The 19,246-nt window shown below is 68.7% G+C and carries 17 protein-coding genes; 6 read left to right on the top strand and 11 right to left on the bottom strand.

The window, feature by feature from the left end; translation table 11 throughout:
- Position 1 precedes the first annotated feature (1 nt).
- The 6 genes from V8246_RS08510 to cysD form a co-directional block, all read right to left on the bottom strand.
- A complete protein-coding gene (locus tag V8246_RS08510) occupies positions 2-1,501 on the bottom strand; it encodes an alanine/glycine:cation symporter family protein (protein ID WP_185894119.1) in 1,500 nt (499 codons plus the stop codon).
- A gap of 119 nt (positions 1,502-1,620) precedes the next feature.
- Positions 1,621-2,172 carry a GNAT family N-acetyltransferase gene (locus V8246_RS08505; protein WP_336188770.1) on the bottom strand — a complete coding sequence of 184 codons (552 nt, stop codon included), beginning with the start codon at positions 2,170-2,172 and terminating at the stop codon, positions 1,621-1,623.
- A complete protein-coding gene (locus V8246_RS08500; RefSeq protein ID WP_336188769.1) occupies positions 2,165-5,299 on the bottom strand; it encodes an efflux RND transporter permease subunit in 3,135 nt (1,044 codons plus the stop codon). Before V8246_RS08500 ends, V8246_RS08505 begins: the two co-directional genes overlap by 8 nt.
- A gap of 5 nt (positions 5,300-5,304) precedes the next feature.
- Positions 5,305-6,402 (bottom strand): efflux RND transporter periplasmic adaptor subunit, encoded by a 1,098-nt coding sequence (locus tag V8246_RS08495; protein ID WP_336188768.1) that lies wholly within the window; start codon positions 6,400-6,402, stop codon positions 5,305-5,307.
- A gap of 151 nt (positions 6,403-6,553) precedes the next feature.
- Positions 6,554-8,428 (bottom strand): sulfate adenylyltransferase subunit CysN, encoded by a 1,875-nt coding sequence (gene cysN, locus V8246_RS08490; protein ID WP_336188767.1) that lies wholly within the window; start codon positions 8,426-8,428, stop codon positions 6,554-6,556.
- A 172-nt stretch (positions 8,429-8,600) separates the two neighbouring features.
- Positions 8,601-9,512, bottom strand: a complete 912-nt coding sequence (cysD, locus tag V8246_RS08485; protein ID WP_336188766.1) for a sulfate adenylyltransferase subunit CysD — start codon at positions 9,510-9,512, stop codon at positions 8,601-8,603.
- A gap of 202 nt (positions 9,513-9,714) precedes the next feature.
- Between cysD and V8246_RS08480 the strand changes: the two genes are divergently transcribed.
- From V8246_RS08480 to V8246_RS08455, 6 genes are all read left to right on the top strand, one after another.
- Positions 9,715-11,583 carry an assimilatory sulfite reductase (NADPH) flavoprotein subunit gene (locus tag V8246_RS08480; RefSeq protein WP_336189077.1) on the top strand — a complete coding sequence of 623 codons (1,869 nt, stop codon included), beginning with the start codon at positions 9,715-9,717 and terminating at the stop codon, positions 11,581-11,583.
- Positions 11,584-11,666: 83 nt separating this feature from the next.
- A complete protein-coding gene (cysI, locus tag V8246_RS08475; RefSeq protein ID WP_336188765.1) occupies positions 11,667-13,370 on the top strand; it encodes an assimilatory sulfite reductase (NADPH) hemoprotein subunit in 1,704 nt (567 codons plus the stop codon).
- Positions 13,367-14,080 (top strand): phosphoadenylyl-sulfate reductase, encoded by a 714-nt coding sequence (locus V8246_RS08470; RefSeq protein ID WP_162108432.1) that lies wholly within the window; start codon positions 13,367-13,369, stop codon positions 14,078-14,080. Before cysI ends, V8246_RS08470 begins: the two co-directional genes overlap by 4 nt.
- Before the next feature lie 140 nt (positions 14,081-14,220).
- Positions 14,221-15,483, top strand: coding sequence for a histidine kinase (locus V8246_RS08465; RefSeq protein ID WP_185897074.1), 1,263 nt, complete (start codon positions 14,221-14,223; stop codon positions 15,481-15,483).
- A complete protein-coding gene (locus V8246_RS08460) occupies positions 15,480-16,250 on the top strand; it encodes a LytTR family DNA-binding domain-containing protein (RefSeq protein WP_185894126.1) in 771 nt (256 codons plus the stop codon). Before V8246_RS08465 ends, V8246_RS08460 begins: the two co-directional genes overlap by 4 nt.
- A 110-nt stretch (positions 16,251-16,360) precedes the next feature.
- Positions 16,361-16,729 (top strand): hypothetical protein, encoded by a 369-nt coding sequence (locus V8246_RS08455; RefSeq protein WP_336188764.1) that lies wholly within the window; start codon positions 16,361-16,363, stop codon positions 16,727-16,729.
- A gap of 6 nt (positions 16,730-16,735) precedes the next feature.
- On the opposite strand, the gene V8246_RS08450 is transcribed toward V8246_RS08455, so the two are convergent.
- From V8246_RS08450 to V8246_RS08430, 5 genes are all read right to left on the bottom strand, one after another.
- A complete protein-coding gene (locus V8246_RS08450; protein ID WP_185894128.1) occupies positions 16,736-17,056 on the bottom strand; it encodes a type II toxin-antitoxin system RelE/ParE family toxin in 321 nt (106 codons plus the stop codon).
- The gene (locus V8246_RS08445) at positions 17,044-17,301 is read right to left on the bottom strand and encodes a type II toxin-antitoxin system Phd/YefM family antitoxin (RefSeq protein WP_185894129.1); all 258 of its coding nucleotides are present in this window, start codon (positions 17,299-17,301) and stop codon (positions 17,044-17,046) included. Before V8246_RS08445 ends, V8246_RS08450 begins: the two co-directional genes overlap by 13 nt.
- An 18-nt stretch (positions 17,302-17,319) precedes the next feature.
- Positions 17,320-17,697 carry a DUF2809 domain-containing protein gene (locus V8246_RS08440; protein WP_313495016.1) on the bottom strand — a complete coding sequence of 126 codons (378 nt, stop codon included), beginning with the start codon at positions 17,695-17,697 and terminating at the stop codon, positions 17,320-17,322.
- Entirely contained in the window at positions 17,694-18,041 is a 348-nt protein-coding gene (locus V8246_RS08435) for a hypothetical protein (protein WP_336188763.1), read from the bottom strand. The genes V8246_RS08440 and V8246_RS08435 overlap by 4 nt, the downstream gene beginning before the upstream one ends.
- An 88-nt stretch (positions 18,042-18,129) precedes the next feature.
- Entirely contained in the window at positions 18,130-19,113 is a 984-nt protein-coding gene (locus tag V8246_RS08430; RefSeq protein ID WP_313495019.1) for a LysR family transcriptional regulator, read from the bottom strand.
- Between the last annotated feature and the right edge of the window lie 133 nt (positions 19,114-19,246).

Raw genomic sequence — 19,246 nt, 5'->3', positions numbered from 1 at the left:
CTCAGGCCTGCCTCTTCCAGAAGTGGGCATTGCGGATGCCCAGCGCGTCCGGATCGAACACCGGATCCACGCCCAGCTTCTTCTGCCGCTCGTAGTCGCGCAGCGCGATCAGTGCGGGCTTCTGCAGGATCAGGATGGCGATGACGTTCAGCCACGCCATCAGGCCCACGCCGATGTCGCCCAGCGTCCAGGCCATCGCGGCATTGTGGTACGCGCCGAACACCACCATGCCCACGATGCCCAGGCGCAGCAGCAGGGTCGCCAGCGGATGGGTCTTCTTCACCCCGGCCAGGTAGGTCAGGTTGGTTTCGGCCATGTAGTAATAGGCCATGATGGTGGTGAAGGCGAAGAAGAACAGCGCCAGCGCCACGAAGCCCGCACCCCACCCCGGCAGTACCGATTCCACCGCCGCCTGGGTGAACTGCGCACCCTCGGAGGGCTGCAGGCCGGGCACGCCGGAGAATATCTCGACCAGCGTTTCCTTGCCGTTCTCGGTCACGGTCTTGAACGTGTTGTACATGCCCGTGGACAGCAGCAGAAACGCCGTCGAGGTGCACACCAGCATGGTGTCGAAGTAGATGGCGAAGGCCTGCACGTAACCCTGCTTGGCCGGGTGCGAGACCTCGGCGGCCGCCGCGGCGTGCGGGCCGGTGCCCTGGCCGGCCTCGTTGGCGTAGATGCCGCGCTTCACGCCCCAGGCGATGGCCTGGCCGATGATGGCACCGAAAGCCGCGTGCGCGCCGAACGCGCTGGAGAAAATGTCGGCGAACATCGCCGGCACCTTGCCGGCATTGGCGATCATCACGATCACCGCCATCAGGATGAAGGCCAGCGCCATGAACGGCACCACGACCTCGGCGAAGGTGGCAATGCGCTTGATGCCGCCGAAGATGATCAGCGCCAGCACCGCCGCCACGCCCAGGCCGATCCACAGCTTCAGCGCGCCGGCGCCACCGACCGCCTCGCAGGCGCCCGCGCCGCACAGGACGTTGCTGGCGCTGTCGGCGATGGCGTTGGCCTGCACGCCCGGCAACAGCAGGCCGGTGGCGATGACGGTGGCCACGGCGAACGTCACCGCATACCACTTCAGGCCCATCGCCTTCTCGATGTAGTAGGCCGGACCGCCGCGGTAGCGCCCTTCGGCGTCCTTTTCCTTGTAGATCTGCGCCAGCGTGCATTCGATGTACGAGGTCGACGCGCCCAGGAAGCCCATCACCCACATCCAGAACACCGCACCGGGGCCGCCGTAGGCGATCGCCGTGGCGACGCCGGCGATGTTGCCGATGCCCATGCGGCCGGCCATCGAGATGGCCAGGGCCTGGAACGAGGACACGCCGGCGTCCGACTTCTGCCCGGTCACGGTCAGCCGGCACATCTCGGCGAAACCGCGCACCTGCATCACGCGGGTGCGGAGGGTGAACCACAGGCCGGCACCCAGGCACAGCGCGATCAGCGCATTGCTCCAGATGATGCCGTTCAACCAGTTGAAAAGGGCTTCCACGGGGATGCGTCTCCGTCGTTCGTGCGTGCGCTGGGATACGGGAAGGCGGCGCAGGCGCGCCACCGGGTCCCTGCAAGATAACCGCAACACGCGCCGCTGCGCAGTCCCCCGCGCATGTCTCAGCCGGGCCAGACCCGTCCGAACAGCCTCACATCGTGCAGGCCGTCCGGCTTGCGGATCGCGGCCCGCCGGCAGCCTTCCTCGGCGAAGCCGTTCTTTTCCAGCACCCGCGCCGAGGCTGGATGGGTGTCCAGCACATTGGCCTCGACCCTGACCAGTTGGAGCGCAGGGACCACCCAGCCCAGGTACGCGGCGACCACGCGCGTCATGTGGCCTCGGCCCCAGTGCTGTCGCCCGAGCCAGTAGCCCAGTTCCGCACTGTGCGCCCTCTCGCCCGCGTGGGGGCGCGCCGCGATGCCGCCGCAGGCCTCGCCTTCGATCTCGATGGCGAACACGGGGTGACCGAAGTCGACCACGCGACCGGCAAGGAACGCCTCGCCGTCGGCGCGCGTGTAAGGATGCGGGAAGCGGTCGCTCAGGCCGCGTGGCACCTGCGGATCGTCGGCATGGCGCAGCAGGGCCTCCAGATCCTCCTGCCGCCAAGCGCGCAGCAGGAACCCGTCGCCCGCGATGCGCACGTCCGCATGCGGGCGCGCACCGGCCTCAGCCATGGCCGCCGACGGAGGGCGTTTCCGCCTCCAGCTTGCCCAGTTCATGCGCCACCGCTTCCGGCGAACGCGTGAACGGGGCCAGCAGCGCGTAGAACGCCGGCACCACGTACAGCGAGAGCAGCGTGGAGAAGGTCACGCCGAAGATCACCACGATGCCGATGGTGGCGCGGCTGGCCGATCCCGGCCCGCCGGCCAGCACCAGCGGCACCGCACCGACGACGGTGGCGACCGAGGTCATCAGGATCGGGCGCAAGCGCACGCGGGCGGATTCGGCGATGGCCTGCGCCACGCTGGCGCCGTCGTCGCGCAGCTGGTTGGCGAATTCCACGATCAGGATGCCGTTCTTCGCCGCCAGCCCGATCAGCATGACGATGCCGATCTGGCTGAAGAGGTTCAGCGTGCCGCCCGTCACCCACAGGCCGATCAGCGCACCCAGCACCGCCAGCGGCACGGTCAGCATGATCACCAGCGGATGGATGAAGCTCTCGAACTGGGCGGCCAGCACCAGGTAGACGATCAGCAGCGCCAGGGTGAAGGTCAGCAGGATCGCGCCACCGGCCTCCTGGTACTCGCGCGATTCGCCCTTCCAGTCGATCTGCGCGTAGTCGGGCAGCTCCTCGTCCACCACCTGCCGCGTCCACTCCAGCGCCTCGCCCATCGAATAGCCGGGGGCCAGCCCTGCGCTGATGGTGATGGCGCGCAGCCGGTTGAAGCGGTTGAAGGTGCCGGGCTCGGCGATCTCGCTGAGCGTCACCAGGTTGGACAGCGGGATGAGCGCATCGTCGCGGCCGCGCACATAGGTGTTCGCCAGGTCCTCGGGGTTGGCGCGCTGCTCGCGACCGGCCTGCAGCATGACGTCGTATTCCTCGCCGCTGTCCACGTAGGTGGTCACCTGGCGCGAACCCATCATCGTTTCCAGGGTCCGGCCGATCTCCTGCACCGACACGCCGAGGTCGGCAGCACGGTCGCGGTCGATGTTCACCCGCATCTGCGGACGTGTTTCCTTGTAGTCCGAATCCGGATCCTGGATGCCGGGATTGGACTCCATCCGTTGCAGGATGCGGTCGCGCCACTGCGCCAGCTCGGCGTAGTCCGGCCCACCCAGCACCAGCTGGTAGCGCTGGCCGCGGCTGCCGACCAGACCACCCGGCACGTTGGCGCGGGCCTGCACGCCGGGCAGCTTGGCGAATTCGCTGCGGAGCTGCTTCACCACGTCGTCGGTGGCCATGTCGCGCGCGCGCCAGTCCTGCAGGAACACGATCACCTGGCCGGTGTGCATGTCCTCGCTGCCGCCGAAGCCGCGGGGCGTGCGCGAGTTGGCGCGGTCCACCGGCTTGCCTTCGCCCACCTGCGCCAGCACGATTTTCTCGACCTGCTGCATCTGTCCGACCATGTAGTCGAAGCCGGCGCCTTCGGGGCCGTCCACCATCACGAAGAAGCGGCCGCGATCCTCCGCCGGCGCCAGCTCGCTGGGCACGCGCAGCCCCAGCACGACGATCGCCACGCCGCACAACGCCATCGCCAGCAGCACCAGGCCGAGGATGCGCCTGCCACTCAGGCCCACCAGGCGCTCCACCTGCCGGCCATACCCGGTGCTGACGCGGTGGAGGGTGCGGTTGGTCCACGCATTCAGCCCGCGCGGTTCGGTGTGCGGGCGCACCAGCTTGGACGACATCATCGGCGTGAGCGTCAGCGCGACGAAGGCCGAGATGGCCACGGCCGCCGCCAGCGCCACCGACAGTTCGCGGAACAGGCGACCGGTGTTGCCTTCCATGAAGCCCACTGGCAGGAACACCGCCACCAGCACGGCGGTGGTCGCGATCACGGCGAACGCCACCTGCGCCGTACCGCGGCGCGCGGCGACCAGCGGCGGCTCGCCCAGGTCGGCGCGCCGCTGCACGTTCTCCAGCACCACGATGGCATCGTCGACGACCAGGCCGATGCACAGCACCAGCGCCAGCAACGTCAGCAGGTTGATCGAAAAGCCGAAGGCATAAAGCGCGATGAAGGCCGCCACCAGGCACACCGGCACGGTCACCGCCGGGATCAGGGCCGCGCGCAGGCTGCCGAGGAACAACCAGATGACCAGGAACACCAGCACCATCGCCTCGCCCAGCGTCCAGTACACGCGCTCGATGGAGGCCTCGATGAAGGTGGTGCTGTCGTAGGCGATGAAGATCTCGGTGCCTTCGGGCAGGGTCTTCTGGATCACCTCCGCCTCGGCGCGCGCCGCGCGGGCGACATCCAGCGCATTGGCGGTGGAGGTGCGGACGATGCCCAGCCCCACGTTGGGGACGCCGTTGCTGCGCAGGTAGGAGCGGCGTTCTTCCGGGCCCAGTTCCACCTGCGCCACGTCGCCCAGCCGCACCACGTACCCGTCCGCGCCCTTGCGCAACGGCAGCTGCGCGAACTGCTCCGGACGCTGGTAGCCGCGCTCCACGCGCAGAGTGAAATCGCGCGTCTTCGATTCGATGCGGCCGGCCGGCAGTTCCACGTTCTGCGCGCGGAGTGCGGTTTCGACGTCACCGGTGGTGATGCCGCGCGCCGCCATCGCTTCGCGGTCCAGCCAGATGCGCATCGCGTAGCGCTGGCCGCCGCCCAGCTGTACCCGCGCCACGCCGTCCAGCGCGGACAGGCGGTCCAGCACGTAGCGGTCGGCGTAGTCGGTCAGCTCCATCGTGTCCATAACGGTGGAACGCATGTTCAGCCAGATGATCACGTCCGCGTCGGCTTCGACCTTGGAGATCTCCGGCGGGTCGGCCTCTTCGGGCATGCGGTCCATCACCCGACTGACGCGGTCGCGCACATCGTTGGCAGCGGCCTCGATGTCGCGGCTGAGGTTGAACTCGATGGTCACGTCGGAGCGGCCGTTGCGGCTGCTCGACTGGATGGTCTTGATGCCCTCGATGCCGGACAGGCCGTCCTCGAGGATCTGGGTGATGCGCGTCTCCACCACGGCCGCGGACGCGCCGGGATAGTTGACCTCCACCGATACGATGGGCGGGTCGATGTTCGGCAGTTCTCGCAGCGTCAGGCGCAGGAACGACATCACGCCCAGCACGACCAGCAGCAGGCTGATCACCGCCGCGAAGACGGGCCGCTTGATCGACAGGTCGGAGAGTTTCATGGCGCTCAGCCCTGGTCGTCGGCGGCCGGCGCAGCCTGCTTTGCCGGGGCCGTCGGCGCGGCATCGGCCACCTTCACGCCCGGCCGCAGCTTGCCGGTGCCGTCGATGACGATGCGCTCACCGGCGGCGATGCCTTCGGCGATCTCGGCCTGGCCGTCGCGGCGCACGCCCACGGTCACCGGCGCCTGCTCGACGCTGCCGTCGGCCTTCACCCGGTACACGAACGAATCGCGCCCCACCTGCACCACCGCGATCTCGGGGATCACCAGCGCCTGCCGCTCGGGACGGAACAGACGCACGTCCATCAGCATGCCGGGGCGCAGCCTGCGGTCGTCGTTGGCGAACACGGCGCGTACGGTCACCGCGCGGGTGGCAGGGTCGATGCGCGCGTCGATCGTCTCGACTCGACCCTGGAAGGTCTCGCCCGGGTAGGCGGTCGCCGTGGCGGTGACGGCGTTGCCGATGGCGACCGAGGCGAGGGCCGCTTCCGGCACCTGGAAATCCACGTACATGCGCGAGACGTCATCCAGCGTGGCGATGGTGCTGTTGGCGGTGATCAGCGAGCCGGGGCTCACCTGGCGGATGCCCAGCACGCCGGCGAAAGGCGCACGCACGCTGCGGTCGGCGATGTCGGCGCGCGCCTGGCGCACGCGCGCAGCGGCGGCGTCGCGCAGCGCCAGCTGGGTATCCAACTGCGAGCGCGCGATCAGCTGCTGGTCGGCCAGCTCCTTCTGCCGACGGTAGAGACGCTCGGCTTCGGCATAGGTCGCCTCGGCCTGCACCAGCGCGGCCTGTGCGGCATCGCCCTTCAGCGTGACCAGGACCTGGCCCGCCTGGACCTGCTGGCCGCTTTCGAAGTGCACGTCCTGCACGATCTCGCTGACCTTGGCGGTCAGGGTGACGGATTCACGCGCCTTCGCGGTACCCAATGCCTGCAGCGTGTCGTTCCACGCCGACGGCTGCACCACGCGCGTGGTCACCGGAATCGGGCGCTCGGCCGCACTGCCGTTCGCCTTCGCCTGCGGCTCCTTCCCGCCGCACGCGGCGAGCAACAGGAACGGCAGGCAGGCTGCGAAGCAGCGGAATCCGGATCGGCTGAGCATGCATCATCCCGTAATCTTCGTTATCCACGCAGTTTAGCGAGCCTACGCAGCCCGCGCTGGTGCGGATGCGGCGGTGCGTGCTGGAAACGCGCCGAAGGGCGTGCGGTGGACACGCCTGACCATGACCAATGACCCTTGCGGGCCTGCGCGGTCAGTCCAGTCCCAGATGGGCCAGCACCTGCAGCGCCATCGCTTCGGGATCGCTCGCGCCGGCATCCAGGTGCAGTTCGGGATGCTCCGGCGCTTCGTACGGGGAATCGATGCCGGTGAAGTTGGGGATCAGGCCGGCCCTCGCTTTCCTGTACAGGCCCTTCACGTCGCGGGCTTCGGCCACGACCAGCGGCACGTCGACGAACACCTCGACGAACTCGCCGGCATCGAACCGCGCGCGCGCCATCCGGCGCTCGGCACGGAACGGCGAGATGAAGCTGACCAGCACGATCAGGCCGGCGTCGGTCATCAACTTGGCCACCTCGGCGACGCGGCGGATGTTCTCCACACGGTCCTCGTCGGTGAAGCCCAGATCGCGGTTCAGGCCATGGCGCACGTTGTCGCCGTCGAGCAGGAAGCTGTGGTAGCCCAGCGCATGCAGGCGCTTGTCGACCAGGTTGGCGATGGTGGACTTGCCCGCGCCGGACAGGCCGGTGAACCACAGGACCTTCGGCACCTGCCCCTTCTGGCGCGCACGCGCGGCCTTGTCGACATCGACATGCTGCCAATGCACGTTGCCCGCGCGCCGCAGGGCGAAGTCCAGCGTGCCCGCCGCGGCGGTGCCGTTGTCGTAGCGGTCGATCAGGATGAAACCGCCCAGTGTGCGGTTGCGCGCGTAGGCCTCGAAGGGAATGGGCTCATCCAGGCTGAGATTGCAGTAGCCCACTTCGTTGAGTTCCAGCCGCTTGGCGGCCAGGTGCTCCTGGGTGTTCACGTCGACGCGGTGCTTGATCTCGGTGACCGTCGCGGACACGGTACGCGCGCCGATCTTCAGCCAGTAGGGCCGTCCCGGCAGCAGCGGCGCGTCGGACATCCACAGCAGGTGGGCGGCGAACTGGTCGGCGACTTCGGGGGGATCGCCCGCGGCGGCGATCACGTCGCCGCGGCTGATGTCGATCTCGTCGGCCAGGGTCAGCGTCACCGCCTGTCCTGCGGTCGCGGATGCGACGTCGCCCTCGGCATCGAGCACGCGGCTCACGCGCGAACGGCGCGCCGACGGCAGCACGATGACCTCGTCGCCGGGCTTCACCTCGCCGGCCGCGAGGGTGCCGGCATAGCCACGGAAATTCTGGTGCGGACGGTTCACCCACTGCACGGGCAGGCGCAGGCTGCCGCCGCCCTCCTGCGCGTCCACCTGCACCTGTTCCAGGTGCTCCAGCAGCGCGGGCCCGTCGTACCAGGGCGTGCGCGTGGAGCGCGAGGACAGGTTGTCGCCTTCCAGCGCCGACAGCGGGATGCAGGTGACCTCGGCGATACCGAGGCGCCGGGCCAGCGCGCGGTAGTCGGTGGCGATGCGCGCGAACACCGCTTCGTCGAAATCGACCAGGTCCATCTTGTTCACCGCCAGCACCACGTGGCGGATGCCGAGCAGCGAGACGATGTAGCTGTGCCGGTGCGTCTGCGTCAGCAGGCCCTTGCGTGCATCGACCAGCACCACCGCCAGGTCGGCGGTGGATGCACCGGTGGCCATGTTGCGCGTGTACTGCTCGTGCCCGGGGCAGTCGGCGACGATGAACTTGCGCTTGTCCGTGTCGAAGTAGCGGTAGGCCACGTCGATGGTGATGCCCTGCTCGCGTTCGGCGGCCAGACCATCCAGCAGCAGCGCGTAATCGATGCGCTCCCCCTGGGTGCCGTGCCTGCGGCTGTCCTTCTCCAGCGCGGCCAACTGATCGTCGAACAGCCGCTTGCTGTCGTACAGCAGGCGGCCGATCAGCGTGCTCTTGCCGTCGTCCACGCTGCCGCAGGTGATGAAGCGCAGCAGCGGCTTGGCTTCGTGCTGCTTGAGGTAAGTGGCGATGTCGCTCGCGGTATTCATGCGGCGACCACCGGCATCGTCTTCATGCGCGTCAATTCCACACCCGTATCGTCATCCCAGCGAACGCTGGGATCCATCTTGATCTTGCAGGGAGCCCAGGCAAGTGCCATCGATCGCGCGAACGTCAAAATGGGTCCCAGCGTTCGCTGGGACGACGGCGAAGGGATGTACATCAGAAATACCCCTCCAGCTTCTTCTTCTCCATCGACGCCCCGGGGTCGTGGTCGATCACCCGGCCCTGGCGCTCGGAGCTGGTGGTCACCAGCATCTCGGCGATGATCTTCTCCAGCGAGTCGGCGTCGGAGTCGATGGCACCGGTCAGCGGGTAGCAGCCCAGCGTGCGGAAGCGCACGCGCCGCTGCTGCGGCACTTCGCCCTCGTGCAGCGGCAGGCGTTCGTCGTCGACCATCAGCAGCGCGCCGTCGCGTTCGACCACCGGCCGCTCGGCGGCGAAGTACAGCGGCACCACCGGGATGTTCTCGCGGTAGATGTAGAGCCAGATGTCCAGCTCGGTCCAGTTCGACAGCGGGAACACGCGCACGCTCTCGCCGGTGTTGATGCGGGCGTTGTAGAGGTTCCACAGTTCCGGACGCTGGTTCTTCGGGTCCCAGCGGTGCCTGTCGTTGCGGAACGAGAACACGCGCTCCTTGGCGCGCGATTTCTCCTCGTCGCGACGGGCGCCGCCGATCGCCGCATCGAAGCGGTAGTGGTCCAGCGCCTGCTTCAGACCCTGGGTCTTCATCACGTCGGTATGGACGGTGGCGCCGTGGGTGATCGGACCGATGTCGCGGGCGATGCCGTCCGGGTTGATGTGCACGCGCAGGTCCACACCGGTCTCGGCCGCGCGCCGGTCGCGGAAGGCGATCATCTCGCGGAACTTCCAGCGCGTGTCCACGTGCAGCAGCGGGATCGGCGGCCGGGCGGGCGCGAACGCCTTCAGCAGCAGGTGCAGCAGCACCGAACTGTCCTTGCCCACCGAATACAGCAGCACCGGGTTGCGGAACTCGGCAGCGACTTCCCTGAGGATGTGGATGCTTTCCGCTTCCAGGCGGTCGAGGTGGGACAGGCGGTGTACGGCGGTCATCGAAGGGCGCGGCAGGGGTGGAATCCGGACGCGCTAGCCTAACAGGGCTTCGCTTGATGGCCGGCAGGGCCGCCAGTATTCGGCCGCGGGCGCATGCCGGCGAAATAAGCGGGCGACATAAGCCCATAACCAGGCGTCCTTTCTGCCCGCGGGAACGGGTTCCTAACATCGACCGTCCCAGTCGCGCCCACGGGCCATGCCGATGTCCGCCACCCAGCCTGTCCTTGCCCCCATCCCCCTTGCGGAGGAGCGGCGGGCGCTGCTGGCCCAGGCAGTGACCGGCCTGGATGGCGCCAGCCTGTGGTGGGTCTCCGGCTACGCCGCCGGCCTGGCGCAGGCCCAGCTGGCACCGCAGGCTGCCTCGGCCACCACGTTGCCGAAAGCGATCGCCCCTGCCATCGGCACGCAGGCCGCGCAGCGCCTGACCATCGTCTACGGCAGTCAGACCGGCAATGCCCGCCGTGTCGCCGAGGGCCTGTCGCAGCAGGCCGAAGCCGCTGGCCTGTCGGTCCGCCTGCTACGCGCCGACGCCTACCCGCAGCGCGAACTGGCCAGCGAGCGCCTGCTCTACGTCGTCATCAGCACCCAGGGCGAAGGCGATCCGCCGGACGACAGCATCGGCCTGGTCGAATTCCTGCGTGGCAAGCGCGCGCCGAAGCTGCCGGAACTGAAGTACGCCGTGCTCGGCCTGGGCGATTCCAGCTATGCCGACTTCTGCGGCATCGCGTCGCGGCTGGATGCACGCCTGGCCGAACTCGGCGGCAGCCGGCTGTTCGCCGCCGGGCTCGCCGACCTCGACATCGAGACGGTCGCCACCCCTTGGCGCGAGCAGGCGCTGAACCACGCCCGGGACCTGCTGAAAACACCGGCGACCGCCCCGGCCACGTTGGCGACCGTCACCCCGCTGCGTCCGGGCCATGCCGGCACGTGGTCGCACGAACACCCCTTCCCGGCCGAACTGCTGCTCAACCAGCGCATCAGCGGCCGCGACTTCAAGGGGCCGCGCTTCGGCCAGCACGGCGCTGCCGACAAGGACGTGCGCCATATCGAGCTGTCGCTGGACGGCAGCGGCCTGCAGTACGAACCCGGCGATGCTCTCGGCGTGCGCCACCGCAATCCGGCCGCACTGGTCGATGGCGTGCTGGAGGCGTTGAGACTCGACGGCGAGACCGCGGTCAGCGACGGCGGCGACACCCTGCCGCTGCGCGAGTGGCTGGCCGCGCGCCGCGAACTGACCCGACTGTCGCGCCCGTTCCTGGCCACGCATGCGGCACATGCGCAGGCCGATGAACTGAACGCTCTGCTCGCGCCGGCGCAGAACGCCGCGCTGGCACAGCTGTTCAACACGCACCAGCTGATCGATGTGCTGCGCCGCTGGCCGGCCGGCTGGTCCGCGCAGGAGCTGGTCGCCGCGCTGCGCCCGCTCGCGCCGCGCCTGTACTCGATCGCCTCCAGCCGCAAGCGCGTCGGCGAAGAAGCGCACCTGACCGTCGATGTATTGGGCTACGACGCCTTCGGCCATGCGCACAGCGGTGCCGCCAGCGGCTTCCTTGCCGCACGCGAGGAAGGCGACCAGGTGCCGGTGTACATCGAGGCCAACGAACGCTTCCGTGTCCCGGCCGACGGTAACCGCGACATCCTGATGATCGGCCCTGGAACCGGCGTGGCGCCGTTCCGCGGTTTCGTGCAGGAGCGCGCCGAGACCGGCGCGCGCGGCCGCAACTGGCTGTTCTTCGGCGCCCAGCACTTCAACCACGGCTTCTTCTACCAGAGCGAATGGCAGGACGCGCTGCGCAGCGGCGAACTGCACCGCCTGGACCTGGCCTTCTCGCGCGACCAGGCCCGCAAGATCTACGTGCAGGACCGCCTGCGCGAGCGCGGCCGCGAAGTCTACGACTGGCTGCAGAACGGCGCGCACCTGTATGTGTGCGGCGCCATCGGCATGGGCAAGGACGTGCACGCGGCCTTGCAGGCCATCGTCGCGGAGCACGGCGGGCTGGATGAGGACGCCGCGCGCGACTACCTGGTGAACCTGCAGACGGAGGGGCGCTATAGCCGCGACGTGTACTGACGACCATGCCTTGTAGGAGCGACGTCAGTCGCGACCTGCAGCCTTCCGGTCGCGACTGACGTCGCTCCTACAGTGGAACACCGATGAGCAACCATTCCGTCGAAGACATCAAATCCGAAAGCCATCGCCTGCGCGGCAGCCTGCTCGACAGCCTGGCCGATCCGGTCACCGGCGCACTGCGCGAATCGGACCAGACCCTGATCAAGTACCACGGCAGCTACCAGCAGGACGACCGCGACCTGCGCGACGAGCGCCGCCGGCAGAAGCTGGAGCCGGCGTACCAGTTCATGATCCGCACGCGCACGCCCGGCGGCGTGGTCACGCCGGCGCAGTGGCTGAAGCTGGACGCCATCGCCACCCGGTACGCCAACCACTCGCTGCGCATCACCACGCGCCAGGCCTTCCAGTTCCATGGCGTGATCAAGCGTGAACTGAAGGCGACGATGCAGGCCATCAACGCCGCGCTGATCGACACGCTGGCCGCCTGCGGTGACGTGAACCGCAACGTGCTGGTGGCCGCCAACCCGCTGGAGTCGCGCGCGCATGCCGACGTGCAGGCCTGGGCCGCGAAGCTGTCCGAGCACCTGCTGCCCAACACGCGCGCCTACTACGAGATCTGGCTGGACGAGGAGCGCGTGGCCGGCAGTGGCGAGGAGGAGGAGCCCATCTACGGCGCCACCTATCTGCCGCGCAAGTTCAAGGTCGGTTTCGCGGTCCCGCCGGTCAACGATGTGGACGTGTTCGCCAACGACCTGGGCTTCATCGCCATTCTCGAAGACGGCGTACTCGCCGGCTTCAACCTGGTGATCGGCGGCGGCATGGGCGCGACCCACGGCGACGCCGAAACCTACCCGCGCGTCGGCAACGTGGTCGGCTTCATCACCCCGGACCAACTGCTCGAGGTCGCCACGGCCGTCGTCACCACCCAGCGCGACCTCGGCAACCGCGAACAGCGCAAGCGCGCGCGCTTCAAGTACACCATCGACGACCATGGCCTGGACACGGTCGTCGGCGAGATCGAACGCCGCAGCGGCGTGACGCTGCAACCGGCACGCGGGTTCCGCTTCGAGCACAACGGCGACCGCTACGGCTGGGTGGAGGGCGAAGACGGTCGCTGGCACCTGACCCTGCACCTGTTCGCCGGCCGCATCGCCGATACCGCGCACGCCACGCACCTGACCGGCCTGCGCGAGATCGCCAACGTACATCGGGGCGAATTCCGCATGACGGCGAACCAGAACCTGGTGATCGCCGGCGTCCCCGCCAGTGAACGCGAACGCATCGATGCGCTGGTGAAGGCGCATGGACTGGATGCCGGTGAGCGCCTGGGTACCGCCCTGCAGCGCGCGGCCGTGGCCTGCGTGGCCTTGCCCACCTGCGGCCTGGCGATGGCCGAAGCCGAACGCTACCTGCCCGACTTCACCGGCCGCCTGCAACCGTTGCTGGACAAGCACGGCCTGCGCGATGCCCCCATCCTGCTGCGCATCTCCGGCTGCCCGAACGGCTGCTCGCGCCCCTACCTCGCCGAGATCGCTCTCGTCGGCAAGGCGCCGGGCCGCTACAACCTGATGCTCGGCGGCGATGCCCGCGGCCAGCGGCTCAACACGCTGTACCGCGAGAACATCGACGAGGCCGCCATCCTCGACACGCTCGATGGCCTGTTCGCGCGCTACGCCGGCGAACGCGAAGGCGGCGAGGGCTTCGGCGACTTCCTGCACCGCAGTGGCGTGGTCGCCCTGCCGTCGTACCCCACCCATCGACAGATCGTACCGGACCTTTACGCATGAGCGCCCCCGCCCTTTCCCTGGACACCGACCAGATCGCCGAGCACAACGCCTGGCTGGAAACGCAGACGGCCGAACAGCGCGTCGCCTGGGCGCTCAAGCACGGGCCGGCCGAGGCCGCCATGTCCTCCAGCTTCGGCGCGCAGGCGGCGGTGCTGCTGCACATGGTCACCCGGCAGAAGCCGGACATCCCGGTCGTGCTGATCGACACCGGGTACCTGTTCCCGGAGACCTACCGCTTCGCCGACGAACTGACCGAGCGATTGAAGCTCAACCTGCAGGTGTTCCGTCCGCTGGTCAGCCGCGCCTGGATGGAGGCCCGCCACGGCCGCCTGTGGGAACAGGGACTGGTCGGCATCGAGCAGTACAACAGCCTGCGCAAGGTGGAGCCGATGAAGCGCGCGTTGAAGGAGCTGGGCGTGGGCACCTGGTTCACCGGCCTGCGCCGCACGCAATCCACCAGCCGGGCGAACGCCCCGGTGCTGCAGCAGCGCGAGGCCCGCTGGAAGGTCAATCCCATCGTCGACTGGACCGACCGCGACGTCTGGCAGTACATGAAGCAGCACGACCTGCCCTACCACCCGCTGTGGGAGCAGGGCTACGTATCGATCGGCGATTTCCACACCACGCGCCGCTGGGAGCCCGGCATGCGCGAGGAGGACACCCGCTTCAATGGCCTCAAGCGCGAGTGCGGCATCCACGTGGAAGTCTGATGGCGCGCCCGGGCGGCTGACGGATTCGCGCCGGAACCGCCCCGTTTCGTCGCCGCATCGCCGGCTCCGTCGCGCCCCCCCTTCCCTCCCGGGACGGGCCCGTTATCCTCCACGGCACTCCCGAAGCCGCGGTGTCCGACGTGTTTCCCAGCCTGCTCCTGATCGTCCGCATCCTGATCGCCTGGTTCGTCGCCGTGCTCATGGCGGGCTTCGTCTGGAACGGCATCTTCGAACGGACCATGCTGTCGGGCGCGGCCGAGTGGCTCTTCAACCTCGCCTCGACCCTGGTGATGCTGTCGGTGCTGATCGGCCTGATCAGCCACCTGCGCCGGATCTGGCTGATCACCGGGCGCCTGGACAGCACCACGCTGGCGAGCCGCCAACGCCGGCAGATCGAAGTGCCGCTGGACACCGCCGCGGCCTTTGCCCTGATCGAAGGCGCGCTGCGTGAGCTGCCGCGCGCCGAAGACCCCGAGAGCGCGCCCGACAGCCTGCAGGTGCGGGTCAAGGTGCGCCGGGTGGACAGCTTCGACGGCCCCAGCCAGCCCTCGCGTTTCAACATCATGGCGCGCTTCGCGGTGAAGCGCGACCTGGTGCAGGCCACGGTCACGCCCGGCAACGGCACCAGCAGCATCACCCTGATGGTCGGCCCGGATGCGAGCGCCTGGCTCGACCTGTTCGTGCTGGACGACGGCGTGAACGTCGAGAACGTCGAGGCCGTCACCCGCGCCATCACCCGCCGCGTCGCCGACCAGCGCCGCCAGGAGCAGGCCGACGTGGAGAAGACCGTCAGCGAGAAGGAACTGACCGTGGCGCGCCTCAACCTGCTCAACGCGCAGGTGGAACCGCACTTCCTCTACAACACGCTGGCCAGTGCACAGGTACTGACGCGCACCGACCCGCCACGCGCCGACGTGATGCTGGGCCACCTGATCCAGTACCTGCGCAGTTCGCTGCCGCGCACGGAAGACACGCTGTCCACGCTGGGCGAAGAGCTGGAACGTACCCAGGCCTATCTGGAGATCCTGAAGATCCGCATGGGCAACCGCCTCAACGTGCAGGTCGACGTGCCGGACGCGCTGAAGGCCGTGCCGATGCCGTCCATGATGCTGCAGACGCTGGTCGAGAACGCCATCAAGCACGGCCTGGAGCCGAAGACCGGCGGCGGCACCATCTGGATTCTCGCCCGCAGGCACGACGACCACGCCACGCTCACCGTCGCCGACGACGGCCAGGGCTTCGGCGGCCAGAGCACCGGCACCGGCATCGGCCTGAAGAACCTGCGCGAACGCCTGCGCCTGACCTTCGGCAGCGAGGCCTCGTTCGCCATCGTCTCCAACTTCCCCAGTGGCGTCGCCGCCACGCTGACGCTGCCGCTGGACGGCAAGGCCGGTGCCGCATGAATTTCCGGGGCGTGATCGCCGAAGACGAGGAGCTGCTGCGCACCGCGCTGTCCTCGCTGCTGAAGGAGGCCTGGCCGCAGCTGCAGATCGTGGCCGAATGCGAGGACGGCGCCAGTGCGCTGGAATCCATCGCCGAACTGCAGCCGGATGTGGCCTTCCTCGACATCCGCATGCCGGGGCTCACCGGCATCGAAGTGGCGCGCGGCCTGGCTGACGCCAGCCCGCGCACGCAGGTGGTGTTCGTCACCGCCTACGACCAGTACGCGATCGACGCGTTCGAGCAGGGCGCGATCGACTACCTGCTGAAGCCGATCACGCGCGAACGGCTGCTGGCCACTGTGCAACGCATCCAGGCGCGCGCGGCGGCCGGGCACCCCGACGGCGCCACCCTGGAAGCGCTGCTGCGCCACCTGTCCGCGCGCGAGATGCCGGCGTCCAAGCCGCCGCTGGTGTGGATCACCGCCAGCGCGGGCAAGGACACCCGGCTGATCATGGTGGACGACGTGGCCTACTTCCAGGCCGACAACAAGTACACCACGGTGATGACGGCCGAGGGCGAGTCGCTGCTACGCACGCCGCTGCGCGAACTGCTGGACGCGCTGGACGCCGCCACCTTCAAGCAGATCCACCGTTCCACCATCGTCAACATGAAGGCCGTGGCCTCGGTCAGCCGCGACGACACCGGCCGCGGCCGGCTGAAGCTGAAGAACCGCCCGGAGACGCTGACCGTCAGCCAGCCCTTCATGAGCCTGTTCCGCACCATGTAGCGCCGACGTAAACCCCGCCGCCCCGAGCGGCATCCAACGTAGCATCGCCGGCATGGCGCGCACGCGCCGTGGTGGGCATGCCCTTGCCGAATGGAACCCGAGGAACCGCCATGCGCATCATCACGTCCCTGATGTCCTGCCTGCTGGCCCTGGCAGGATGCAACCAGAAGCCCAGCGTCACCACCATCCACCACAGCAGCGCCAACGGCGTGGACACGCTCTTCAGCAAGACGACCTTGCGCGAAGGCGTGGCCACGTTCGAGTGCTTCGCCAGCGAGAGCGGGCAATGCCACTACCGCGTCTACACGGAGCGCTGCCCGGCGGCCACGCCAGGGGAGAACCCGGCCAGCTGCGCGCGCACGCCGCTGGAGGACTTCACCCTCGCGCCGGGCAAGACGCACGAGATCCATGGTCTGCCGCAGGACTTCCGGCAGTGCGTGTCCAAGGAGGCCGGCATGGGGCCGTCCTGTGGGGCATGACGCGATTCAGCGCGCCTTGCCCGGTTTGCGTACTTGCAACATGCCCGGCCGCAGCAATCGCTCGCTGCGCATGACATGCAGGATCAGCACGCGCCCCGGCTCCGATCGATAGAACACGCGGCATGGCGGTTCGACGATCTGGCGATAGCGGCCGCGCTTCAGCTCTGGAGGTCGGCTGCCACTATCGGGATGATCCGCCAGGTGGTCCACATGAGCGAATACGCGCCGGACCAGTTCGATGGCGGCCGCGCGGTTGTCCAGGGCGATGTAGTCGGCGATGGCGTCGAGGTCGGCGAGCGCCGGCTCCGACCAGACTATTTCAACCATCTGGCAAGCCGGTCCCTGGCTTGAGGATGGGTGACCGCCCGACCTTCAGCGACGGCCTGCTCGCCGCGCGCGATGCCTTCCAGCACGGCCATGCGCGACAACAGCGTTTCGTAGGTTTCCACGTCGACGAGATACGCGCTGGGCAATCCATGCTGCGTGATCAGGATCGGCTCGCGATCCCGTTCGACATCGGCCAGCAGATCGGTGGCCTGGCGCTTCAGCGTGGTGACGAGTTCGGTGCGCATGCGAGTGACACTACAGTATCACTTCCTGCCCGGCAAGCGCCGCTCCAGCAGGCACGCCAGCACGAAACCGATCAGGTAGGCGACCACGTCGAGCCAGTCCGGCGTGCTGCCCAGCACGATGCGCAGCACGGGCGACGCCACCTGCCAGCCCATCTGCTGATTGACGTACTGCACCGCCTCGACGGCCAGCCCAACGGCGAGCGCCAGCAGGGGACGCACCGGCGGACGCAGCCACATGGCACTGGCGAGCAGGCCATGCAACCAGAGGACGGCGAGCACATCGCCCACGAAACTGCGTATCCAACCCAGTCCCGCACCGAGGGTCGCCAGCAGCACGAGCAGCACGAACAGGCCCAGCGTCCACACCGCCGCGGCACGGTCGAACCGCCACCTCACGTGCCGCCGCAATGCGCGCCTTCCAGCGTCTTGCCGCCGCACGCCAGGCATTTGCGGTACTTCTGCCGCTGCCGGTTGTAGCGCACCCGCGACATCATGCCGCCGCAGGCGCAGCGCAGTTCACGGCCGCGCGCCCAGCGGTAGAGCCGCCAGGTGGAGTGCAGGGCCCAGGCGGTGCCCAGCAGGATGGCCAGCAGGAACGCCAGCGAGGCCAGACGCTGTGGCGTGACGTCGCCGAAACTGCGCCCGCTGCGGGTGACGGCTTCGGCCGTGGCGAACCCGCTGGCGGCGATCACCGCCGCCGGCACGTACATGCGCACGACCATCCTGGAAATACGATTCATGGGGATGCCGACACATGCCCGGAAGAGTGCCATCAGCGTCGCGCGGGCAGAGGCGCGCGTCAATCACGCCAACGGGGGACTACAGGACCTAGCTGGTGATGGTCTGGGTGAGCGCCTGCCAGGTGGGTGGCGTGGGCCAGTCCGGGTCCTGGTTGCCGTCGATCACCCGGCGCAGGTCGCGGCGATCGATCTGCGGTGCCAGCGCGCGCACCAGGTCCAGGGCGTAATCGCGCAGCACGCGTTCGCGCGGCAGCACGGCCCAGGCGATGCACTCCTTCACCTCCGCCGGCGCGGCCCATGCGCGCAGGTCGGTGTCCGCGGCGCTGACCGCCATCTCGGCCAGCAGGCCCACGCCCAGTCCGGCGCGGACATAGGTCTTGATCAGGTCGGCGTCGAGCGCGGTCAGGGCGATGTCCGGCGCCAGCCCGACCTTGGCGAACGCGCGTTGCAGCGACGAACCCGGTCGCGTCGAGGACTCGTAGCTGATCAGCGGCTGCGCGGCCAAGTCGGCCATGCCCGGCACGCGGCCAAGCTGTTCCAGCGCATGTCCGCGCGGCACCAGCACCAGTCGTCGCCAGCGATAGAGCGGCACGGCGATGCCGGCCTGCGGCGGGTCGCCGGCGGTGCTGACCACGGCCATGTCGGCGTCGCCCTGGGTCAGCAGGTCGAGCGCCGTGCTTTCCGGCGCCTGCTGCAGGTGTACGCTGACCTGCGGGAAGTCGCGCTTGATCTGCGCGATGGCCGGCGGCAGCACGAAGCGCGCCTGCGTGTGGGTGGTCACCAGCACCAGCTGGCCCTGGCTCTCGCGGCGCTGGTTGGCCGCATAGGTGCGGATGTTGTTGGCCTCGGCCAGCACCAGGCGCGCCCGTTCGATCACTTCCTGGCCGGCCGGCGTGACGCTCTCCAGGCTGCGGCCCTTGCGGACGAACAGCAGGAAGCCCAGTTCATCCTCCAGTTGCTTGAGCTGCTTGGACAGGCCCGGCTGGGTGGCATGCACGCGCGCGGCCGCCAGCGTGATGTTCAGGTCGGCGTCGGCGATGGCCACCAGGTAGCGGAGTTGGGTCAGCGTCATCGGCGTAGGGCGCGCGTCGGCCCACCGGAAGGGGCCTTGGACTGTAGTGGATTTCCCCGGACCGTAGCCTTCGTCGCTTATAACCGCAAGGCATATGATGTTGTCGGGATGTCATTTCCGACAGGCATGACCC

The sequence above is a fragment of the Pseudoxanthomonas sp. F11 genome (assembly GCF_037046485.1).
GTDB lineage: Bacteria > Pseudomonadota > Gammaproteobacteria > Xanthomonadales > Xanthomonadaceae > Pseudoxanthomonas_A.
Note: the sequence above shows the minus strand (reverse complement) of the source record. Positions and strands in the feature narration are given on the sequence as shown.